The sequence below is a fragment of the Paenibacillus rhizoplanae genome (genome assembly GCF_042684125.1).
Lineage (GTDB): Bacteria > Bacillota > Bacilli > Paenibacillales > Paenibacillaceae > Paenibacillus_AQ > Paenibacillus_AQ rhizoplanae.
The window spans coordinates 52,859-72,277 of record NZ_JBHUKY010000026.1; the positions used below are offsets into that span (position 1 = coordinate 52,859).

Consider the following 19,419-nt stretch of genomic DNA (forward strand, 5'->3'; position numbering starts at 1 on the left):
AAAGGCGGTGTATTCATGCATTTCCATTTACCCTCAAGCTTATTGTCCACATCTCCAAGCAACTGGTTTATGAACTCCATCGCATTTTGGACCTTTTTACTGCTGGGCAGCATGTGCATCGGCGGCTATTTTATGTTCCGCAAATTTCTGAAGGTACTGCCCAAGGCTGACGGCAAATCCAAGCTGGACTGGCAGAACTACTGGGTGGAACGCAGCCGTCCGCTGTGGAGCGACGAGATGAAGTCTTTTCTGGACCAGCTTGTACAGCCGGTGCCCAGCCCGTTCCGCGACATTGCCAAGCATTCTATCGCTGCTGAGATCGGCAAGCTTGCTGTAGAGAGCCATGCAACGGAGGTTACACGTGAGCACTGTATTCAAGGATACATTATTGCCACGCCCCGGCGCGACAACCGGTTCCTGATCACCTTCCTGGAGAAGAACGGCATCGACTACGCGCCTTACAAGCATCTGGTCAAATAAAGTATATTAAGGAGCCATCCCTATGAAATATATCATTTGCGGAGGCAGCGGATTCATAGGCAGCGAGCTTACCGGATATTGGCTGCACAGCGGACATCAGATCATCAGTGTCGGCCGCAAGAACCCCGAGAACAAACTGGTACATCCGGGGCTTAGCTATCTCACCTGGGACAGCTTGGCATCCAGCCCTGAAGCCGCAGAAGGTGCAGATGCGTTGATAAATCTGGCCGGAGCTTCGCTCAGTCAGCGCTGGTCCCCTAAGGGGAAGCAGGCGATTATGAAATCGCGGCTTGAAACCGTTGCCGCTGCCGGGAAGCTGCTGAATTCACTCCAGCATAAGCCAAGCGTGATCATCCAGTCCTCGGCAGTCGCCATCTATGGTACATCCGTACAGGATACCTATACCGAAGCTTCCGAGACCCGGGTCGTCGATTTCCCTTCCGAGGTAGTCAAGACCTGGGAGGAGGCTGCCGATGAAGCTTATGCCGGTATCCGTCTGGTCAAGCTGCGCACTGGGGTTGTACTTGGCAATGAGAGCGGTGCTTTTCCCAAAATGAAGCTGCCTTACTCGCTTGGCTTCGGCGGCAAAATCGGCACCGGCAAGCAGTGGATGTCCTGGATTCACCTTACAGACATTGTGCGCCTGATCGAATTCTGCATTCTTCAGCCTGAGATCGAGGGTCCCGTTAATGCCACGGCTCCACAGCCCGTTACCAATGAACAGTTCGGACGGATGATCGGCAAGGTCTACCATCGCCCGCATTGGTTCCCCCTTCCGGCGTTTCTGCTGAAAACTGCTGTAGGCGAACTGTCAGAGATTCTGCTGGAAGGCCAGCGTGTACTTCCTTCCAAAGCAATTAACCACGGCTTCACCTTCAACTATCCCACGTTACAGCCTGCACTGGAGCAACTAAAAAACCAGTAGGCTGCTGCAAACGCACCATTCCATCCGCCCCAGCTATCTCTGCTACGCAGTGCGAAAAGTGTAGGTACCCTTAACAATGGTGAACACGCTGCCTTCGGTCAGCGGGTATTCTTTGTAGGGAACCATAGCTTCGCCTGCAAGCAGCGTCCCGTTTCTGGAATCCAGATCCTTCAAGATGTATCCTCCTGAGGCTCTGGAGATTTCAGCATGGACCCGTGAAGCACCCTCCGATTTCTCAATGTACTGAGCCACTTCAGAGGAGCGTCCGATAATGAAGCTGGGCCGGTTCAGCTCAATTCTCTCGGGAGCTCCAACGTCATCCGGGTCACTTCTTTCCAGATAAGGCACTGTCCTTCCGGCCTGGGTAAGTCCGCTCCATGTAACCTGAACGGGTTCCCGGGTCAGCAGCGCTGTAGCCATCGCCGCTTCCTTCTTCTGCGGACTACTGGCGCTCATTCCCGCCGGAGCCTGTTGTCTGCCAGCCGGTGCGGCTGTGAATCCGCTCTGCCCCACATTTGCTTCCTGGTTCTGAGGAGTGTAGACCGGTGCAGGAGAACGATGCTGATCTACCGGATTCCTGCTGAAATCCCACTCCAGATCGCTTCTCAGCTTACGGTTCCGGGCTGTACTGTTATAATCCTCTGGCCCCTCCTCCAGAGCATCCATCTCTTCCTCAGCTTCGCCCCAAGCCAGCCTTCCACTCCATATCAGCCAGCATACAGCCGCCAGTATCAGAGTCACCGCAGCACAAACCGCCAGCCATAGTGTCCGGGGATCATTCAGATAGAGAAACTTCCATAGTAACGCATCACCTAATAATGCCCCCAGCAATATATATGTCCTGTAAGGACTTTGCTTGTCCTCAGCCTGAACCGATCTCATTGTTGTACCCGTTGCTGCATGAACTCCTGATAATCCATCCTTCCACTTCAGTTGCGGCGTACCGCTCATCCAAGGCGTGGGATTAAGCATCGAACCGGAAGGCTGCGACTCCTTATCTCCATGTACACGGGAGAACGCAGCGGCCACGGACCTCTCCCTTCCCCCCGGTTCCTCCAACCTGCGAGCCGTAGGCTGCGCCCAGTCTATCCTCGTTCCTGGTACAGCACCAGAGGTGCCTGCGCCAGCCACTGGACTCACATATGCAGGCTCCGCTCCTTCAACATGGACCTTATGGGGTGTAACCTCCGTCAGCATTTCTGCGAGCAGCTCCTTCAGCCCCGCCGGACTAAAAGCTTCTTCCCCGCAGTATTGCAGCAGCCGCTGAATCCCGTCACCCGATAACTCCTGGATGGCTCCCATGAAGACCATGATCAGCGATTTCAAGGCTTCTCCCGGCTTCAATGCAGGTTCTTTGAGTTCAAGCGGAATATAAGTCAGGAAGACCTTGCCGCTGCTGAGCGGACCTTCGATAAAGATAAAATCCTCATGGAGCGCATACTGCTCCGTACGCAGCATATACAGTTGCCCCTCCTCCATCCCGGCAGCGATCTGCAGCGTCAGCCCGAAGAATTCTGTCATGCTCAGCTTCCCGCTCTTAAGCAGTGCTCCCAGCATTTTACGTCTTGCAACTGTGTATTCCAGTGTGACCTGCAGATCTATTTCTCTAAGCAGCAAGCGTAGATGATGCGGTATCCCGCTGGTCATCAGCATCCGGGCCTGCACCATATTCAGCTCTCCTGCGCTCAGCCCCCCGGATCTGCCCAGCAGCATCGTTATTCCGTCCTGCTGGATGAAATCCCGTTCAAGTCCAAACAAGTCTCTTCACCTCCTAAGCTGTCAACGATAAGCTCTAAGTCAGAAATATAGATAAGCACAGATGAATCCCGGGAACACGGCCAGCATAAAGGGAAACCTGAGCAGTTCCCCTTCCCGGCCTTTGACCGGACTCACATTACGGAGCACCAGGAACCCGGCTGTTCTGCTAATTATGCTGCGCAGCCTGCGCCCAGTCTCCCTCCTGTAGAGAATGATAATCCAGCCTACGACCGCCCCCAAGAGCACCGAATAGACAATGACCTGAAGCGAGAATAGCACTCCGGTCCAAGCACCGATAGCCGCAAAGAGCTTCACATCGCCAGCCCCCACCGCCCCGATAAAATACATAATCAGCAGGAGCAGGAAGCCTGCTCCACTGCCGCAAAGTGAAAACAGCAGCCCCTGCCAGCCATTGATAATCAACTGCAGGAGCAGTCCGCCAATCAGCGCAGGCAGTGTAATCCAGTTAGGAATTCTCATCCAGCGTATATCTGTGAATAATGCCGCTGTCAGGAACGGCAGGCAGCCCCATAACGCCCATTCCGTCATCCGTGCTCCTCTTTTCTCTATTCTTTTATTTTTTGACCACTGTAAAAGTCGCCTGAAGCGTAGTTCCATCAGCCAGACTAACCACGAAAGGCCAGGTACCCTGCGTAGTATTCACGCCGATCTTCCATTCCCATTCGATGTACCCGTGTTCATCCGCCTGCTTCCAGCCCAGATACTTGGCAGTACTCTGGCCGCTCTTATAGAAGATCGACAGATTGGCCGATGCCCCGGGAGGCACCTTCACCTTGATGATACCCTGGTGATTCGCTACTCCCGGATTCGGCTTCTCCAGGATCACAATGGTCCCGGCCTCCTCAGCAGGTTCAGCCGTATTTCCTTCCCCGGAAGAATCGGTGTTGCCGACCCATAAGCGTTCAACTGCGCTGGCCTCCAGTACGATTTTTTCATTCAGGAACGGGACTCGCATTGGCAGCTCATAGCTGACTACCATACCGAAATACGGATGTGTCCCTTTTCTCAGATCAGGTACAGTGACATTAGACACATGAATTCTGCTATATTCAAGCAGGTCTGAGGACAGATAAGGCCGCAGCATCGGCTTAAGCACCAGATCCAGCGCAGCCTCCGATGCCCCCGCCTGCACCTTCTGCAGCGGCCCTTCTCCCTCCCGGACCATAGCCTTGACCCAGGATTCCATCGGCTGCGGAAGCTTCTCCACGTAGTCCTCACTCCACTCCGTTATTGACAGCCGAGGTATGCTCCAGATGCCGGAGGAGTCCGCATCATCTGAGTGCTCACCCTCACCTGCTTCTTCGGCTTTATCTCCTCCACCTTCCACCTCCTGCTGCTGCATTGCCAGCGCTGCTGGATACATATGGGTTGAGATTATTTTGACAGTGTCAGAAGCCGTACTCTGCAGTGCTGTAGAATACAAGGTCATTTGAATTATGAAGATGAGGAACAGGACAAATAACAGGAACACTGGCAGAATCAGTGCCGCCTCCACAACCATGCTGCCTTCATCCTTAGGGCCCGGCGATTTCCTCAGCCACCGCTTCATTCTACCGTCCCCCTTCAGTAAGAAAAGTCAGCCACTGCTTGTCTGAAATAAACTTTTCCCCGCACATCCCCTGGCAGTCCGGCACTGTAATTCACCAGCTTCACTACACCCGGCAGAAACCAAAGCTGCATCCCCATCGTGATCCCGGCGGAGGCATATGTATATTTCTCTACCGGATTGATACCGGTATTCAGGCGGATCAGCGCAAGCATCCGGGACAACTGTTCTTCCCCTCCCCCATGCAATAAGAGGAACAGCCGAAGATAGTCACGATAGCTGAGCTGTGCGGTCATATATTTGGATAAGGGAATCTCCCCCTTGGTGCAGAGCTGTATCATATCCTGTATAGCCTGCTCAATGCCGTACAGCAGTGCAGCAGCCAGGACGACAAGCGGATTACCCATACCGGCTTTCTCAATCAGTCCTTCCATTGTCCGCACAGCCAGCCGCAGAGCAAAGATCTCGCCATAAGCGGCTGCCACATTGCCTGCAGGATTATAGAATCCGTATAAAATATATTCCAGCTCTTGCGCCTGCGGCTTCAGCTGCTCTCCCAGCTGCTCACCGAATCCTTCAGCAGACCCGGAGGCCAGGGAGGTTAGCGCAGACAGATCAAAATGCCGGAAATACATCGCAGAATACTCTGTCTGGTATAGCCGGTCTCTGGCTCCTGCCAGCACAATGCCCATTGCAGCATATATCCCATCCATATCTTTCATGGACGTCTTGCCCGCAGCGTATTGATCGCCAGTATTCACAGCAGCCCCCGGCTCCTGTTCCAGACCTTCGTTAAAGACCACATTCTGCTGGTAGTATTGACGCAGACTACCATACTGCTCCATCGCTTCCTGTGCGCTGCTTCCCAGCGCGCGGATCTGATCCAGCAGCTTCATGGCATCGCCAAGCTTCTTCTTCGCCTGCCCTTCTAACTGCTTGCGCTGGCTGTCAGCAGTGCGGCGGCTCTCAATCTGTGCCGCTTCCTGCGTTATAACAGTACCGTGTTGCCCGTAGCTGCTTATATAGCCGTGAACAGCCCTGGAAGCATTAAGAACCCCTGTACTCATAAGAGAATAGTCGGCATACAACCCGGATGCTGTAATTAATGTAGCCGGCAAGCCGGAGACCAGTGGCTCCAAGGGAAGCGCGGTACTTCGCTGTACCCCGATGTTATTCCCCAGCTCGCTAAGCTCAGCTGGAGGAAGGATAAGTCCCTCCACCTGTGCTCTTAGCTTCTTCAGGGGCTCTGAGCTAAGCTCCCCGGCCGTGTCCGGAATGTCCCAGTTGCGGGCAGGATCATCCCCCGCAGCACTGGCATCCGCCTCTGCCTGATCAATGACACTCTTCATCTGAAGGTTCAGCGCGTTCACCTGCTCAAGCGCAGCCTCTGCTTCATCCAGCAGATGGCTGTTTTTCTCCTGAAAGTCAGCCAGCACTGCCGGTATCTTGCCTGTTACTTCAACAACCTGAACCTGATACTGCGATAGCACTGCCGTGTACTTCGGCCATGTCTTGGGGGGACGGTAATAATCGTCATAGTATTTGTTGACATAATCTCCGTACATCGCCGGGATATCGGAGCTTGCGGCCAAGGAAGCAAGCGAACGTGCCGGAATACTGTCACCCGGAGGATTCATCAGAAGCTTCTGCAGGTTCTGTGCACTGTCAGCAGCTTCCTTGCGCTTCTTCAGCATGAGATCCAGCGCTTCCTCACGCTGATCATATAAGGGCTGCAAGTCACCCAGTATCTCTGTTGTCCGTGAAGCCTCAGTCATCGCTGCCGATAACGGCTTAAGCTTGCCCGCCAGTTCCAGGGCGAAATCAACCGGCGCTTTGTATTTCATCTCTTCTATAATCTGCCGCCGGAAGACCTCATAGGTGCCTAGCGGACGGCTCCAGTCCAGCGAGGAGGAGTCCACCATCACGGGCAGCAGGTTAAAAGCATCACCTCGTCCGCTCTCGTACAGATTATCGTTAAGCACCTTCGATAGCAGCTGATTGCCGTCCCCGCCGCCGTAAGCAAATAAGCCATAGTTCTCTCGCAGCTCAATGTTATATGCCGACATTACAGAGCGTATAGCGGCTCTCGCCAGACGTTCCTCCTGCACATTCACCGCCGCAATCCGTGCGTAATCGATCAGCACAGCATTAAAAAGAAATACAAACGCCAGCACCATAATAAGAAAGACTGATACCGATCCTTCCGTTGAACGGAGACCTCTGAATATATCTCCGGTTAACCCTTTGCCCGCAGTACTGTTCATAGGATTACCTCTATAATCCAAGCAGCGGCTCCGGCGAGGCGGCTTGCTTAAGAACCTCCCGTGACTGAAAAGACGCATCCGAACTTCCCCTTAACCATATTCTTGAACAACCCCGGCACTGGCCGCTCCAACATCAGCCATCCTTACTTCAGCTTATCCAGCATCAGTGCTGCATGCTTTTTCTCCATGCCGCTCCCCTCCTTACCGGCGGAGGAATGCTGTTTGAACTTCGACCCGTAGTAACGCATAAGATCCACTGTTCTTATGAATTCAACAGGCTCCGTAACGTTGGAGCGTGCATACACCTCAGGTACGGCTCCATCGGCCAGCATAGTGTCCAGAACAGGCAGACTCAGCACTTTCTTCAGCTCCGTACTGATTCTGCGGCCTGTCAATCCGTAGACGTAGCTCATTTCCCCTTGCAATCCGGCAGGTACCATCTGTGATGCCCGGCGAAGCTTCACTACCGGCAGGGGCCCTCCTTCTTCAGCATTACCAGGCAGTGTAATGGCCGAACTGCCGCTCTCTGCTCCTGAACCGAATAGCGAGGCCAACAGTCCGTCCTCACCGATTCTCCAGTACAGCGGATCAACATTACCGGTTTGGAATTCTCCGCTTACCGCCCGGTTGCTATTCTCCCAGTTATAAGCAGCCCGTTCGGCAGTAGCTGAGGCAATCTGCAGCAGCATCGACTTCTGATAGCTATATAAGGAGAAGAATAGCAGCACCATCGTAATCCCCATAAGAATCGGCAGCAGTAGCGAAGCCTCAATGGTGAAGCTCCCCTCATCCTCCCGCAGCGGAATCACTCAAAGACTTCCTGGCTCTTATCTCCGGCAGTGCCGATCAGATCTTTAACCACCTTCACAATCTCCTCACGGAATACCAGAACGACTGCAATCAGGACAGCAATGATCAGAATCATCTCCAGTGTTCCCAGCCCCTCTTCATCTTTCCAAAAGCCCTTTGCTCCTTCTACCATCTGTGTTAACATACGCCTCTACCTCCTACATTTTTAACATCATAATCGCCGGTGTTCCCACCAGCACAATCACAATCAAGAAGATAACCACCATCGGAAAAACCAGCTTCGACGATGCCTGTTCGCCGCGTGTGCGGCTGATCGCCTTGCGCTTCTCCCAGAGCATCCGTGACAGATCCCGCAGCGACAGAACAAAGTCGGCCCCGCCTCTGCGGTAATTAAGCAGCACTGTAGTTGTGAAGATGGAGACCTCCTGCACGGCACAGCGCTTGCTGAAGTTCTCGAACGCCTGCTGGAAGGAGTAACCGCCGTCCCATTCAGCTGTCATCTTCATTAATTCAGCGTAGAGCGGATGGGCGCTATCCCCATGACGGCTGTGCACACAGCGGACAATCGCCCGCTGAACGGTCTCACCCGCACCGACCAGCAGAACAATACTGTTCAGCAGCTCAGGAAGCTCGAGCATAATATTCTGCTCCCGCACACGTACCTTTTTGTGCAGATCGCTAACCATCGCCACCGGGAGTGCTACTGCCAGCAGCCCTCCGAGGATGATTCCTGCCTGCTCTCCCGTAAGCACTGTCAGCGCACTTCCGCCTGCTGCAAGCAGCCAGCTGTAGCTAAGCATCTCCCCTATGAAGAGCAAGGTACGTTCTGCACTGTAGCGCATACCATAGATCCGCTGCAGCGAGCGTTGAATCCTGAACATCACGGAGGGGAGATAACTGGCGATTCTGCCCTTCTCTACAAGTAACAATAGAGGCTCACCCAGCCGCCGCAGCCGCAGGCCTTCCATGGGCAGCTCCCGCAGCGCAGTATAACGGCTGCCGCATCTCATCCTCAGAATGAGCCAGCCTGCTGCGAGCAGGAGCAGAATGGCACCACAGATCAATGACATCGCCTTCACTCCCCCTCCTTCACAGCGGAATATCCATGATTTTATTGGTCCAGAGGTAACAGAGGAACAACGCAATCAGCGCCAGTGTAGACACCGCTATTCCTGCACCTGTGTACATAGGTTCCATATAGTCTCCGGCGCTCAGACTCATGAACATCACCATCATCAGCGGAGAGACCAGCAGCGCCTTCGCCTCGAATTTCTTCTGGGCTATACTGACCGCTATATCCTGCTGGATATCCAGTTTCTCGCCGATGATAGATGATGTGCGGCGTACGATCTCTACCAGATCCCCGCCGGTTCGCTTGCAGACCATGAATACATCTGCGAAGCGCTCCACATCCTCCATTCCTGCTCTTTTGCTGAATTCGTACAGCGCATCTTCAATCGGCTCCCCGTTCTCCATCCGGGCACAGATGATATTCAGCTCAGAGATCATGTCACTTGCGCCCTCCGGGTCAAGCATCCGCAGGTCCTGCACGGCTTCCCGGAAGGCATTCTCCACCGAACGTCCGGCAGAGAGCGACGAAGAGAGTGAGAACAGCATCTGCTTGAATTGCAGATTCAGCGCAGCCCGGCGGCGCTGCAGCAGATATTCGCGCAGCAGCCGCGGCCCATAGGCGCTTCCGGGGACAAGCAGTACAGCCAGGAGCAGCCGGTGATAGAACAGGTAACCAATACCGAACAACAAGGCTCCGGCACCCAGAATGACCATCATTCTTTGCAGGGAGGTCAACTCGTATACGGTATAATCCGGCAACAGCATCTGCTCTCCCCCTTGAGATGCGCCAACCGGCAGTACGGGCGAAGTCCTCTTCATGAACCCTTTGCTTCGCCTTACAGGGAGATGCCGGTCTCTCTTCTTCATGACGTTCAAGGTACATTCTCCTCCCTAGCAGAGCTTCTACTCTCATACTGCTTGAGCGGATAATCAAGGATTCCGGCCATCCGCAGCTTGTCTGTATGCAGAAGCGGATGGCCGCAGACCTCAAGCCTCCCCTGCACCCGGCCATCCTGTTCGCCTAATTCCCGAAATTCATATAGGGGATTCAGAATGACTTCACCACTGCGTATACCAGCAACTTCACTGATCTCCATCACCCGCCGTGAACGGTCACGCAGCCGTGACAGATGCACGAATATATTGATCGCTGAGCTAATCTGCTGACGGACGACGGTTACCGGCAGATCGGCAGCGCTAAGCACCATTGTCTCCAGCCGGCTGAGCATGTCCAGCGCACTATTCGAATGCCCCGTTGACAACGAACCGTCATGCCCGGTGTTCATCGCCTGCAGCATATCCAGACATTCAGCTCCCCGCACCTCGCCGACGACAATACGGTTCGGCCGCATCCGCAGCGAGGTGCGGATCAAGTCACGAATGGTGATCTCCCCCCGCCCCTCTGTGTTGGCATTCCGGGTCTCCAGGGAGACCAGATTCGGAACCGTAACGATCTGCAGCTCTGCCGAATCCTCCACCGTAATGACACGCTCCTGCGGCGGGATGAACTGCGAGAGAGCATTCAGAAAGGTTGTTTTGCCCGAGCCAGTACCGCCGCTGATGAAAATATTGTATTTGGCAGTAACCAGAATCTGCAGCAACTCAGCTGCTTCCTCCGAGAGCGCCTCACGCCTTACCAGCTCCGCCATCGTCATCGGTGTCTCCGGGAATTTGCGGATGGTCATGGCCGGACCCTTCAGCGCTGCAGGCGGCAGTACGATATTGACACGCGAGCCGTCCTGCAGCCGCGCATCCACAATCGGCGACGATTCATTAACCACACGATTGACGCCGGAGACGATAATCTGAATGATATCCTCCAGCCTGCTCCCCGATTCAAAAGCCAGCGGCAGCCTGCGGATCATGCCCTCTTCCTCAATAAAGATCTCCTCATGGCTGTTGATCATAATCTCGGTAATCGCCGGATTATCCACCAGCGGCTGGAGGATATCCAGCCCCCGGAAGGAATCGAACAGCTTCTTTAGCAGTTCGTGCTTCTCCTGGGCAGTAAGGAGGCGTAATTGCTCCCGCTCCAGAATGATCCGTTCGATATAAGCAGCCAGCTCATCATTCCCGATGACCGAGGTCACATCCAGCCCTGCACGGATATCGCTGCGCAAGGCGCGGAACGTCTCTTCATTCATACAGGAATCCCGGTGAACACCCCAGGCAATTCAGGCTCTACTATAGCTCTGGAGAGCTGCTGAATGCCGTCAATGAATTGGGGAGAGCTTAGGCAGAGCTCTCCATAATGCTGTAACCCCCAGGATGGAATATACGGAAGTACAGCATCCAGCCGGAGTGCTGCGGATAGCGGCCTATCATCCTCTGCTCCGGTACAGGCGTTCATGACGAATCGGCTCCTGTTCACCAGTTCGGGCTGCATGCCGGAGTGCGGACTTGCAATATAATCGAGCCAGCGTTCGGTTTTGCGTATACTGGCCTGGTCATTCTTCAGCACCCACAGCAGAACGCCGCATCTGTTCAGAACAGCCTGGGCCCGCTCCTCCTCAATAGCGCCGGTGTCTACAATAACCACATCATAGCTCCCGGCTCCGGCCAGCCCCTCCAATAGATCCAGTGTGTCCTGCCGGGACATCTGGAGCATCTCTTTGAAGTTCTCCACAGGCCGGAAGGCATCACACCGCAGACTATCATGTCTGAACGCATAATCAGTCCATTTCGGCTGCCCTCTTCCCCCCTTATTCTCTGCTCCTCCGGCCTTAAGCTCATATAAGAGCCGCTCCAGACCGGGAACATGGCTCCCCGGCATCCGCAGGATGAATCCGCTGCTGTCCACACTCTCCAGATTAAGATAGAACACAGACAGGCCGACCGCTCCAAGCTGCTTCGCCAGGTTCAACGCTACCGTTGTTTTTCCGCTGCCGCCGCTGGCCGAGACGATCCCGAGCAGCAGCGTTGCTTCCTTAGGCAGAGCAGCCGTCCGGACCCGCTTCAGATCACTCAGCTGGAGAATCGCTTCCAACAGCGACGGTAGTGCCTGATACTTGGCAATATGCCTTCCCCCCGCCAGATCCCGGCCATTCGGCAATTCACCGCCTTCGCTTAAGACTGCCCAGGGAACTGTACTTCTCCCTTCCACCAGCCAGGCTTCAATGAAAGCGGGGTCACCGGCAACCGCATCCGGCAGCTCGTCACCTGTCATAAATTCCATAAAAGCGTCCAGTCTGCTGAAAGCCGTAATCCGCAGCATCTCCCCATATTCGCTATGATGAAGGTAATGAAGCAGCGGTTCAATATATTGGCTCTCCCTAACTGCAAGCACGATTCTTGCCGTCATGAACTCCTCCTCCTCTCTTGAATACATAGGAAAAAGAACAGCAAAAAAAGCACCGCCAATAACCGTGAATACGGTCATTGAACGGTGCTTCCGTTACTGTTCCTGTAATTTACTGCTATAGTAGCATATATATAAGAAGTCAGCAATATCTTTTTCACCACTATTTGAGAGAATCCCTCAGAATCCCCCTTACCAGCTACAGAAATCTGCGCTTCATATCCGGTGTCGGCAGCAGACACTGCTCATCCCGGCCGAACCAGCGGTAGCGGTTCCTGGCCACAATCCTGTACATAGCGTTACGCAGCGGCCCTGGAATCAGGATGAACACATAGGCGGCGGGCCACGGGAACCGGAGTCTACGGGCAATCCGCAGCACTGCTGCCGATTTCGTATAATACTTGCCGTCCTCTATCAGTACCACAGTGTCTAATTGCTGCTCGGGCAGACCGCCTGCCTTAAGCAGTTCCCGGGCCGCTTCACTCTGCAAGGAGGCGAATTTGAAGTGCGCCTTGGGATCACGCGGAATAATGAACCGGACAATTCCCTGGCACAGATGACAGACCCCATCAATTAGCACAATAGATTCCCCCTGCATTTCCTTCCGCTCCTCAGCCACATCCACCGCCCCCTTCCTCTTAATCTTAGTGTACCCTTCATCTCCCCTTTTGAAAAAAAACAAAAAACGCGGGATAGCTCCCGCGCCTACAACGTCCGTACGTCTAATTATTCAGCAATTGCTTTGTTAATCCATTCGTCCCCGGTCATTTGCCCTTCGAAATCAGCAGTGAAGGAATCCATGCATTTGCAAATGAAATCTTTGCGGCATACCGGACAAGGAGTCTTGAGCAGACGGCTGATGTTCGTCATTTTCCATTCCGGAAACCGGTTGTAGAACGCGCGGCACTCCGTTCCGTCAGCAAGCTTGATAATGAACTCATACAATCCTTCCTTATCATTGCTGCTGGCTTTGGTCACATTCGTAATACTCGGTTTGTAAGACATCTTCATCACCCATTATTTAAATTTTTGGTAGTTAATAGCACGCGCGACATTAACAGATACTTAGACATATTAAAGAATTTCCGGGGTGATGTCAACCAAAGTACAGGCTCTGTACGCTATTTACCATACTTCCGGCCTTCTCCGACTCTATTTAGCCATTATTCCCAGCTTTGTCCATTCCTACCCGTGTTTCTGCGCTCAACATAATGTAAGACCAGACATCCAATGTCTGGTCTTACAGATAACCATTCTATTCAATCGAACATTGTTATCTATTTCTACAGAACGTTCAGTTCAACCTCAATATTTCCGCGAGTCGCCTTGGAGTACGGGCAGAAATCATGGGCTTTCTTAGCGAGATCCTCTGCCACAGAGCGCTCAATGCCCGGCAGCTTCACATCCAGCTTTACAGCCAGCTTGAAGCCTCCGTCGCTCTCGTCCTTGCCGATCAGCACATTCGAGGTAATCTCGACATCCTGCAGCTTTACGCCTTCTTTACGGGCAATATTAGCAAGAGCACTCTCATAACACGCACCATAGCCCGCCGCGAACAGCTGCTCCGGATTTGTCCCTGCACCACCAGGACCTCCGAGCTCCTTCGGGATTTTGAGATCATGCTTCAGCGCTCCGTCGGACGATTCCACCGAACCTTCACGGCCTCCGCGAACCTTGGCTGAAGCTGTATATAGGGGTTTTAATTTCAATGTACTCATTTTTAACTCTCTCCTTTTTAACACAATTTTTATAAGAACACTTACCCTTAACTTAAACAACCTCACATTTTTGAAACGACCCCGCAGATTGTTATCTTTTAGAACTTGCTTCCAGCGGTGAATAGTGTACAATTAAATTGTGATAAATCAATGTTCGGGAGGAATCATTCATGAATGTCCATGATTTTGAAGCCAACACCCTGCGGGGCCAGGAAGAATCACTTTCCAAGTACAAAGGCAAGGTTCTGCTCGTCGTGAATACAGCCAGCAAGTGCGGACTTACCCCGCAATATAAGGGTCTCCAGGAAGTGTACGATAAATTCAAAGACCGCGGTTTTGAGATTCTGGGCTTCCCCAGCAACCAGTTTGCTGGACAGGAGCCGGGTGAGAGCGAGGATATTGCCGAGTTCTGCGAAATCAATTACGGTGTATCCTTCCCGATGTATGAGAAAATCAATGTCAAAGGCGCCGACGCCCATCCCCTGTTCCAGTATCTGTCCAAAGAAGCACCGGGAGTACTCGGCTCGAAGAGTATCAAATGGAACTTCACCAAGTTCCTGGTGGACCAGGAAGGCCGTGTGCTGAAGCGGTTCGCCCCGCAGACAACACCGGATCAGATCGAAGAGGATATCGAGAAGCTGCTGCGCTAGAGCGGGTTCAACAAAAACACCCTTCTAACCCGGATTAACTCCGTGCGAAGGGTGTTTTTGCGTTCAAAAAAAGCCGAAACCCTTGAATGATCAAGGATCTCGGCTTTTATGAAAAAATATGCGGTAGAGAGGACTCGAACCTCCACGGGTATACACCCACTACCCCCTCAAGATAGCGTGTCTGCCATTCCACCACTACCGCGCGGTGTGTCTAACGTTGAAGAATTGTTTGAGGCCAACATTCAATATTATAAATCGGTTGCGCTCAAAAGTAAAGATGCCTGCTCAAGAATTTTCGTTCGTATCCTTATCCTTGCGGTACTTGGTGAAGGCCAGATATTCCTTAATAAAGTTCTTTTCCTCTGGCAGCAATTCCTCGGTTTGGCAATTCAATTGCCGCATTTGGCCAAAAAAATAATCCTCGCCGCTTTCCTGAATCGTCTGGGGCTGTTTGCCCAGGATCAGCCAATCCAAGCTCACATGAAAAAATGCAGCAATCTCAATCAGCTTATGTGTGCCAGGTGTAGATTTGCCACGCTTCCAGTCTCCCATATTGCCAGTGCTGATTCCGAGCTGCGCACAGAAGGATTTCTTCGTAATTCCTTGCCGTTTGATCAATAATTCAATACGTTCATAGATGGATTGCATCAGCCAACTGCCTCCCCCAAAAATATAATACGTAAAAACGTTATTTTTTATTGAAAAATGACGTAAAAAAGTATATAATTAACTATTATTATATCTTTACCTATTTTATATCATACCGGCTGGATAGTCGATACGAGGTGAGCAATCTGAACAGCAAACGCCCTATTACTGCCTACGGCTGGGCCATTAAGCAACGTCTGGCAGAACTGCACTTGGATCAGAAGAAATTCTGTGAATTACACGACATCCCACCCTATCGGCTGTCCAACCTGATTCATGGCACACGCAAGGCAGACAGATACCGCCGTCAAGTCGCAGAGTTGTTGAACCTGCCTCCATCTTAGTTCCAGTTGGAGCAGCAGTTCTCCATAAGTGAGTAGTCTTGGTATTCTTCTTTTCGTAACTACTGTTATTCCACCTGATCCTGGTAAAATCCTTCTTTTCCCGCGCACACCACTCCATCTGCACAAAAAACTCACCGGCTGGCATTATCCAAGACTGCCGTCCGGTGAGTCGTTAACATCGTAATTTTTATGAAAATATGCTTCTGAACACCACCGGATCATACTCTCCCGCTCTTGCTCATGCAGCTTGACCAATTGATTCAGAACGAATATCCTCTGCACCATATCCTCTGCAAAACGCAGTTGATTCGTGTAGTAATCGATTTCCCTTTGATAGGCCGAGTACTCTCCGTTGTTATGGGCAGAGTAAGCTTTTAACAATCGAAGGTGAAGATCATAGATCTCAGAGTAATTCATTACCGTAGACTACCTCCCAATAAGGCGTTTACTAGTATTGTCTCCAAGATTGATAGGATTATACGATAAAACTCCACTCTTCATTTAAAATCGCATACTGGTACGCATCATGCCATATAGGCTGCCCGTCATCTGTTCGTTTGAAAAAGGCTTTTTTCTTGAAATGCCCTTCACGGCGCATATTCAATCGCTCCAGCAATCTCCAGGAAGACGCATTCTCAGGATTACACATAGCCACCACCCGATGAATTCCTAATTCTTTAAACCCATATTCTAAAATCCTTTGGCAAGCTTCAGTGGCATAGCCTTTTCCATAATAATTAGGGTTGAAGATGTAACCTATCATCCATGTTTTAAATTCAGCAGGCTCTTGTTGCCCAAAATAAACATGACCGATCATTTTATTGGTCTCCTTCAAGCTAACTGCCCAGAAACAATCTCCTTCCGCACGTTCCCTGGCCATATTCTTGCATTCCTCTTCACTGCTTACACCGCCCGGCTCGTATTTCAGCACCTGCTCCAATGACAAATACTCGTGTAAATCGCTCCAATTGTTTTCTGAAAATTCACGAACAATTAGCCTTTCCGTTTCCAGTAACATAGGATCTCCCTTTCATCCATCTTCATTTCTTCCATTCTAAAGGTTTCAGGTAATTGTCACCAGCTAGAGCGTGATCAAGTTAGAATTCTTTGTAAATCACGTATTTCTTTCCATGAGATTAAATTAATATTCTCTTTTTTAAGCACTTTCTTAATATCAGGGTCTATTAGTAATAGATACTCAATCCCACGCTCAAAATAACAACTCGTTACAGACTTCAATTCTTCAGTTATTTTCGATGGATGTATAGTTAATTGTGTTATACCGGGCTTAATATTTTTTAGTAGCGTGAGCAACTGTCTCTTCATTTCCTCATATTCCACGGACTTACAGCAGTACGGCAACGAAATTACATCATCAATAAACAAGATCCCACGTTTTCTTCCTGAATTAATTCTAATGCGAAAAGTTTCTTTTTGCTTGTTATTAAAAAATGGTTGTTCAATTATTCTTGTTGGTAAGTTAAAGGGGAGACGATATTTCTCGCATAGATCAAAGGTTATTTCTAAAAAATCATTGCCCGCATATAAACCCATAATACTACCACCATGACTATCAAGATGAGTTGGGTCAATTCCTAACATAGTTACACTTTGTATTTGAGCCTCTAATTCAATTCTAACTTCTTCATCATCAGCATTTTCCTCTATATATGAAATATCATTATGGAAATTACCATCCTTATTAATTAGACTTTTCAATGGCCTTTCTTGAAATACTGGACTATATGAATGATTCTCACCGCTTGTTAAGGTAAGATGAATCCCGATATTATCTAGGACTTTTTGATTACTTAATTCAATAGCTTCCCGCGCTGCTGGACAGGGAAACATTATAGATGTTGAGGTTATAGCTTGTTGTTCAAATAAACTAACAATCGCTTCATTAGTTCCCTTAGTTATTCCGAAATCATCAGCATTAATAATTAATAAACGGTCATCTGAAGAAAAACCTAATTTGCTTATCATAAAAATCTCCACCTTGATAAGTTTTTTGCAATCATAAAAGAAAAACAGTAGGGATACAAAACACATTGTCATGTGCGTATCGCTACTGTTTAGTTTCAAAAAAACTAAATACAAATTAACCCTAACGGGTGAATGATGCTGATGCCTTCCCTCAGCGGCCGCTTGTATAGAGAATTGTTGCACTTCTTGCAAGAATTCATCTATACCGATTACTCAATGAAGTACAATGTTGCATGATTTGCACAAAATTCGGTGGTTAGATCAAGTTAGCACTGGATTTGTTGTATTTTGTGCAGGATTTCAGCATAGACCGCCCTCTATGGAGCAGTATTGTTGCATTTCTTGCATCATTCCTCAATCAATGTTACTGGCTGTGGGGCATGAACCCCTTCCCCCGGCGCAGCAGCTAACACAAAAAAGCAAAGACCCTTGGATAACCAAAGGTCTCTGCTCATTCCTATTATGCGGTAGAGAGGACTCGAACCTCCACGGGTATACACCCACTACCCCCTCAAGATAGCGTGTCTGCCATTCCACCACTACCGCATATTGGTGACTCGTATGGGATTCGAACCCATGTTACCTCCGTGAAAGGGAGGTGTCTTAACCCCTTGACCAACGAGCCAGATTTAAAGTTTTTCTTTGTGACAACAAAAATGAGTATATCAAACGCTGGCGGATTTGACAAGCCTTTTTTTGAAGGGAGAACTACAGTGTACAACATCTGCTTCTCCCCTCTATAGATCACTTCTCCCCGCCAGCAGCCAGCACCTGGATTCCATCCGCATATTCATACCCCAGACTGCCGGCCACCGCAGCATTGGTCACCTGTCCAGCTACCACATTCAGACCGCGCGCAAGCGCCGCGTTCTTCACCGCAGCCTCACGGATGCCACGGTTAGCAATCTGCAGTGCATAGGGGATCGTGACATTGGTCAGCGCCAGTGTCGAGGTCCGGGCGACCGCTCCAGGCATGTTGGCTACGGCGTAATGGACCACGCCATGCTTCACATACGTCGGGTTCTCATGGGTGGTGATCCGGTCAATCGTCTCGATCGACCCGCCCTGATCAATCGCAACGTCCACAATTACAGAGCCCTCTTCCATCTGCTGCACCATATACTCTTTGACCAGCTTAGGGGCACGGGCACCGGGAATCAGCACTGCCCCGATCAGCAGATCGGCCCGGCGCACAGCCTGCTCCAGATGATAGGAATCCGACATCACGGTCACCAGCCGTCCGCCAAAAATATCATCCAGCGCGCGCAGACGTCCCGCATTCAGATCCAGCACGGTGACGCGCGCCCCCATGCCCAGCGCTATCTTCGCGGCATTGGTGCCAACGATTCCACCGCCGACAATGACAACCTCACCCGGCTGTACACCAGGCACCCCGCCCAGCAGAACGCCTTTGCCGCCATGCGGCTTCTCCAGCAGCCCGGCACCGATCTGCACCGCCATGCGTCCGGCGACCTCACTCATCGGAATCAGCAGCGGCAGCGAGCCGTCTTCAAGCTGAATCGTCTCATAGCCCACGGCGGTTACACCGCTATCCACCAGTGCCTTGGTCAGCTCCGCTTCAGGTGCCAGATGCAGATAAGTGAAGAGAATCAAGCCTTTGCGGAAATAATCGTACTCCTCCGGCAGCGGCTCCTTCACCTTGATGATCATCTCTGCCCTGCCCCAGACCTCAGCAGCTGTATCCAGAATCACTGCACCTTTATCTGAGTACTCCTTGTCACCCATGCCGCTGCCTGCTCCGGCTGAAGCTTGGATGCAGACTTCATGACCTGCCTTCCGAAGCGCTTCCACCCCGGCCGGGGTGATGGCGACGCGGTTCTCGTTATTCTTGATTTCTGCGGGTACGCCAATAATCATGCCGATTCCCCCTCAAAGTTAT

General features: G+C 51.3%; 22 protein-coding genes and 3 tRNA genes. 4 read left to right on the plus strand and 21 right to left on the minus strand.

Annotated elements, in window-relative coordinates; translation table 11 throughout:
• Positions 1 to 15: 15 nt before the first annotated feature.
• Both ACFSX3_RS16040 and ACFSX3_RS16045 read left to right on the plus strand, forming a co-directional pair.
• Positions 16 to 480: a DUF2621 family protein gene (locus ACFSX3_RS16040; RefSeq protein ID WP_209991726.1), complete on the plus strand. Its 465-nt coding sequence runs from the start codon at positions 16 to 18 to the stop codon at positions 478 to 480.
• Positions 481 to 502: 22 nt separating this feature from the next.
• Positions 503 to 1,405, plus strand: coding sequence for a TIGR01777 family oxidoreductase (locus tag ACFSX3_RS16045; RefSeq protein ID WP_209991652.1), 903 nt, complete (start codon positions 503 to 505; stop codon positions 1,403 to 1,405).
• A gap of 42 nt (positions 1,406 to 1,447) precedes the next feature.
• Here ACFSX3_RS16045 and ACFSX3_RS16050 read toward each other — a convergent pair whose 3' ends face one another.
• The 13 genes from ACFSX3_RS16050 to ACFSX3_RS16110 all read right to left on the minus strand — a co-directional run bounded on the left by ACFSX3_RS16050 (position 1,448) and on the right by ACFSX3_RS16110 (position 13,891).
• On the minus strand, positions 1,448 to 3,163 hold the full coding sequence (locus tag ACFSX3_RS16050) for a DUF6382 domain-containing protein (protein ID WP_379257588.1): 1,716 nt from the start codon (positions 3,161 to 3,163) through the stop codon (positions 1,448 to 1,450).
• A 39-nt stretch (positions 3,164 to 3,202) separates the two neighbouring features.
• Positions 3,203 to 3,712: an A24 family peptidase gene (locus ACFSX3_RS16055; RefSeq protein WP_209991653.1), complete on the minus strand. Its 510-nt coding sequence runs from the start codon at positions 3,710 to 3,712 to the stop codon at positions 3,203 to 3,205.
• Positions 3,713 to 3,737: 25 nt separating this feature from the next.
• A complete protein-coding gene (locus tag ACFSX3_RS16060; protein ID WP_379257590.1) occupies positions 3,738 to 4,733 on the minus strand; it encodes a TadE/TadG family type IV pilus assembly protein in 996 nt (331 codons plus the stop codon).
• 14 nt (positions 4,734 to 4,747) lie between these two features.
• On the minus strand, positions 4,748 to 6,994 hold the full coding sequence (locus tag ACFSX3_RS16065; protein ID WP_209991654.1) for a hypothetical protein: 2,247 nt from the start codon (positions 6,992 to 6,994) through the stop codon (positions 4,748 to 4,750).
• Between the two features lie 143 nt (positions 6,995 to 7,137).
• Positions 7,138 to 7,803: a TadE/TadG family type IV pilus assembly protein gene (locus ACFSX3_RS16070; protein WP_209991655.1), complete on the minus strand. Its 666-nt coding sequence runs from the start codon at positions 7,801 to 7,803 to the stop codon at positions 7,138 to 7,140.
• The gene (locus ACFSX3_RS16075) at positions 7,800 to 7,988 is read right to left on the minus strand and encodes a Flp1 family type IVb pilin (protein ID WP_209991656.1); all 189 of its coding nucleotides are present in this window, start codon (positions 7,986 to 7,988) and stop codon (positions 7,800 to 7,802) included. Before ACFSX3_RS16075 ends, ACFSX3_RS16070 begins: the two co-directional genes overlap by 4 nt.
• A 13-nt stretch (positions 7,989 to 8,001) precedes the next feature.
• Positions 8,002 to 8,874 carry a type II secretion system F family protein gene (locus ACFSX3_RS16080; protein ID WP_209991657.1) on the minus strand — a complete coding sequence of 291 codons (873 nt, stop codon included), beginning with the start codon at positions 8,872 to 8,874 and terminating at the stop codon, positions 8,002 to 8,004.
• Positions 8,875 to 8,893: 19 nt separating this feature from the next.
• On the minus strand, positions 8,894 to 9,694 hold the full coding sequence (locus tag ACFSX3_RS16085; RefSeq protein WP_209991729.1) for a type II secretion system F family protein: 801 nt from the start codon (positions 9,692 to 9,694) through the stop codon (positions 8,894 to 8,896).
• Between the two features lie 53 nt (positions 9,695 to 9,747).
• Positions 9,748 to 11,019: a CpaF family protein gene (locus tag ACFSX3_RS16090; protein ID WP_209991658.1), complete on the minus strand. Its 1,272-nt coding sequence runs from the start codon at positions 11,017 to 11,019 to the stop codon at positions 9,748 to 9,750.
• Positions 11,016 to 12,176 (minus strand): hypothetical protein, encoded by a 1,161-nt coding sequence (locus tag ACFSX3_RS16095; RefSeq protein WP_209991659.1) that lies wholly within the window; start codon positions 12,174 to 12,176, stop codon positions 11,016 to 11,018. The genes ACFSX3_RS16090 and ACFSX3_RS16095 overlap by 4 nt, the downstream gene beginning before the upstream one ends.
• Positions 12,177 to 12,372: 196 nt before the next feature.
• Positions 12,373 to 12,771 (minus strand): thiol-disulfide oxidoreductase DCC family protein, encoded by a 399-nt coding sequence (locus ACFSX3_RS16100; protein WP_209991730.1) that lies wholly within the window; start codon positions 12,769 to 12,771, stop codon positions 12,373 to 12,375.
• Positions 12,772 to 12,899: 128 nt separating this feature from the next.
• On the minus strand, positions 12,900 to 13,178 hold the full coding sequence (locus ACFSX3_RS16105) for a hypothetical protein (RefSeq protein WP_036697149.1): 279 nt from the start codon (positions 13,176 to 13,178) through the stop codon (positions 12,900 to 12,902).
• Between the two features lie 278 nt (positions 13,179 to 13,456).
• Positions 13,457 to 13,891 (minus strand): organic hydroperoxide resistance protein, encoded by a 435-nt coding sequence (locus ACFSX3_RS16110; RefSeq protein ID WP_036697152.1) that lies wholly within the window; start codon positions 13,889 to 13,891, stop codon positions 13,457 to 13,459.
• A gap of 170 nt (positions 13,892 to 14,061) precedes the next feature.
• On the opposite strand from ACFSX3_RS16110, the gene ACFSX3_RS16115 reads away from it, so the two are divergent.
• Complete coding sequence (locus ACFSX3_RS16115) at positions 14,062 to 14,541, plus strand: glutathione peroxidase (RefSeq protein WP_209991660.1); 480 nt, start codon at positions 14,062 to 14,064, stop codon at positions 14,539 to 14,541.
• A gap of 119 nt (positions 14,542 to 14,660) precedes the next feature.
• Here ACFSX3_RS16115 and ACFSX3_RS16120 read toward each other — a convergent pair.
• Positions 14,661 to 14,743: transfer RNA gene (locus ACFSX3_RS16120), tRNA-Leu, on the minus strand.
• Between the two features lie 83 nt (positions 14,744 to 14,826).
• Positions 14,827 to 15,189, minus strand: a complete 363-nt coding sequence (locus tag ACFSX3_RS16125; RefSeq protein ID WP_209991661.1) for a helix-turn-helix domain-containing protein — start codon at positions 15,187 to 15,189, stop codon at positions 14,827 to 14,829.
• A gap of 146 nt (positions 15,190 to 15,335) precedes the next feature.
• Here ACFSX3_RS16125 and ACFSX3_RS16130 point away from each other — a divergent pair, with 146 nt between their 5' ends.
• On the plus strand, positions 15,336 to 15,533 hold the full coding sequence (locus tag ACFSX3_RS16130) for a hypothetical protein (protein ID WP_036697411.1): 198 nt from the start codon (positions 15,336 to 15,338) through the stop codon (positions 15,531 to 15,533).
• A gap of 144 nt (positions 15,534 to 15,677) precedes the next feature.
• On the opposite strand, the gene ACFSX3_RS16135 is transcribed toward ACFSX3_RS16130, so the two are convergent.
• The 6 genes from ACFSX3_RS16135 to ald all read right to left on the minus strand — a co-directional run bounded on the left by ACFSX3_RS16135 (position 15,678) and on the right by ald (position 19,397).
• A complete protein-coding gene (locus ACFSX3_RS16135; RefSeq protein WP_209991662.1) occupies positions 15,678 to 15,950 on the minus strand; it encodes a hypothetical protein in 273 nt (90 codons plus the stop codon).
• A gap of 58 nt (positions 15,951 to 16,008) precedes the next feature.
• The gene (locus tag ACFSX3_RS16140; protein WP_379257603.1) at positions 16,009 to 16,551 is read right to left on the minus strand and encodes a GNAT family N-acetyltransferase; all 543 of its coding nucleotides are present in this window, start codon (positions 16,549 to 16,551) and stop codon (positions 16,009 to 16,011) included.
• Between the two features lie 74 nt (positions 16,552 to 16,625).
• Positions 16,626 to 17,519, minus strand: coding sequence for a polysaccharide deacetylase family protein (locus tag ACFSX3_RS16145; RefSeq protein ID WP_209991663.1), 894 nt, complete (start codon positions 17,517 to 17,519; stop codon positions 16,626 to 16,628).
• Between the two features lie 463 nt (positions 17,520 to 17,982).
• A tRNA-Leu gene (locus ACFSX3_RS16150) sits at positions 17,983 to 18,065 on the minus strand.
• 4 nt (positions 18,066 to 18,069) lie between these two features.
• A tRNA-Glu gene (locus ACFSX3_RS16155) sits at positions 18,070 to 18,144 on the minus strand.
• Positions 18,145 to 18,263: 119 nt separating this feature from the next.
• On the minus strand, positions 18,264 to 19,397 hold the full coding sequence (gene ald, locus ACFSX3_RS16160; RefSeq protein ID WP_209991664.1) for an alanine dehydrogenase: 1,134 nt from the start codon (positions 19,395 to 19,397) through the stop codon (positions 18,264 to 18,266).
• Between the last annotated feature and the right edge of the window lie 22 nt (positions 19,398 to 19,419).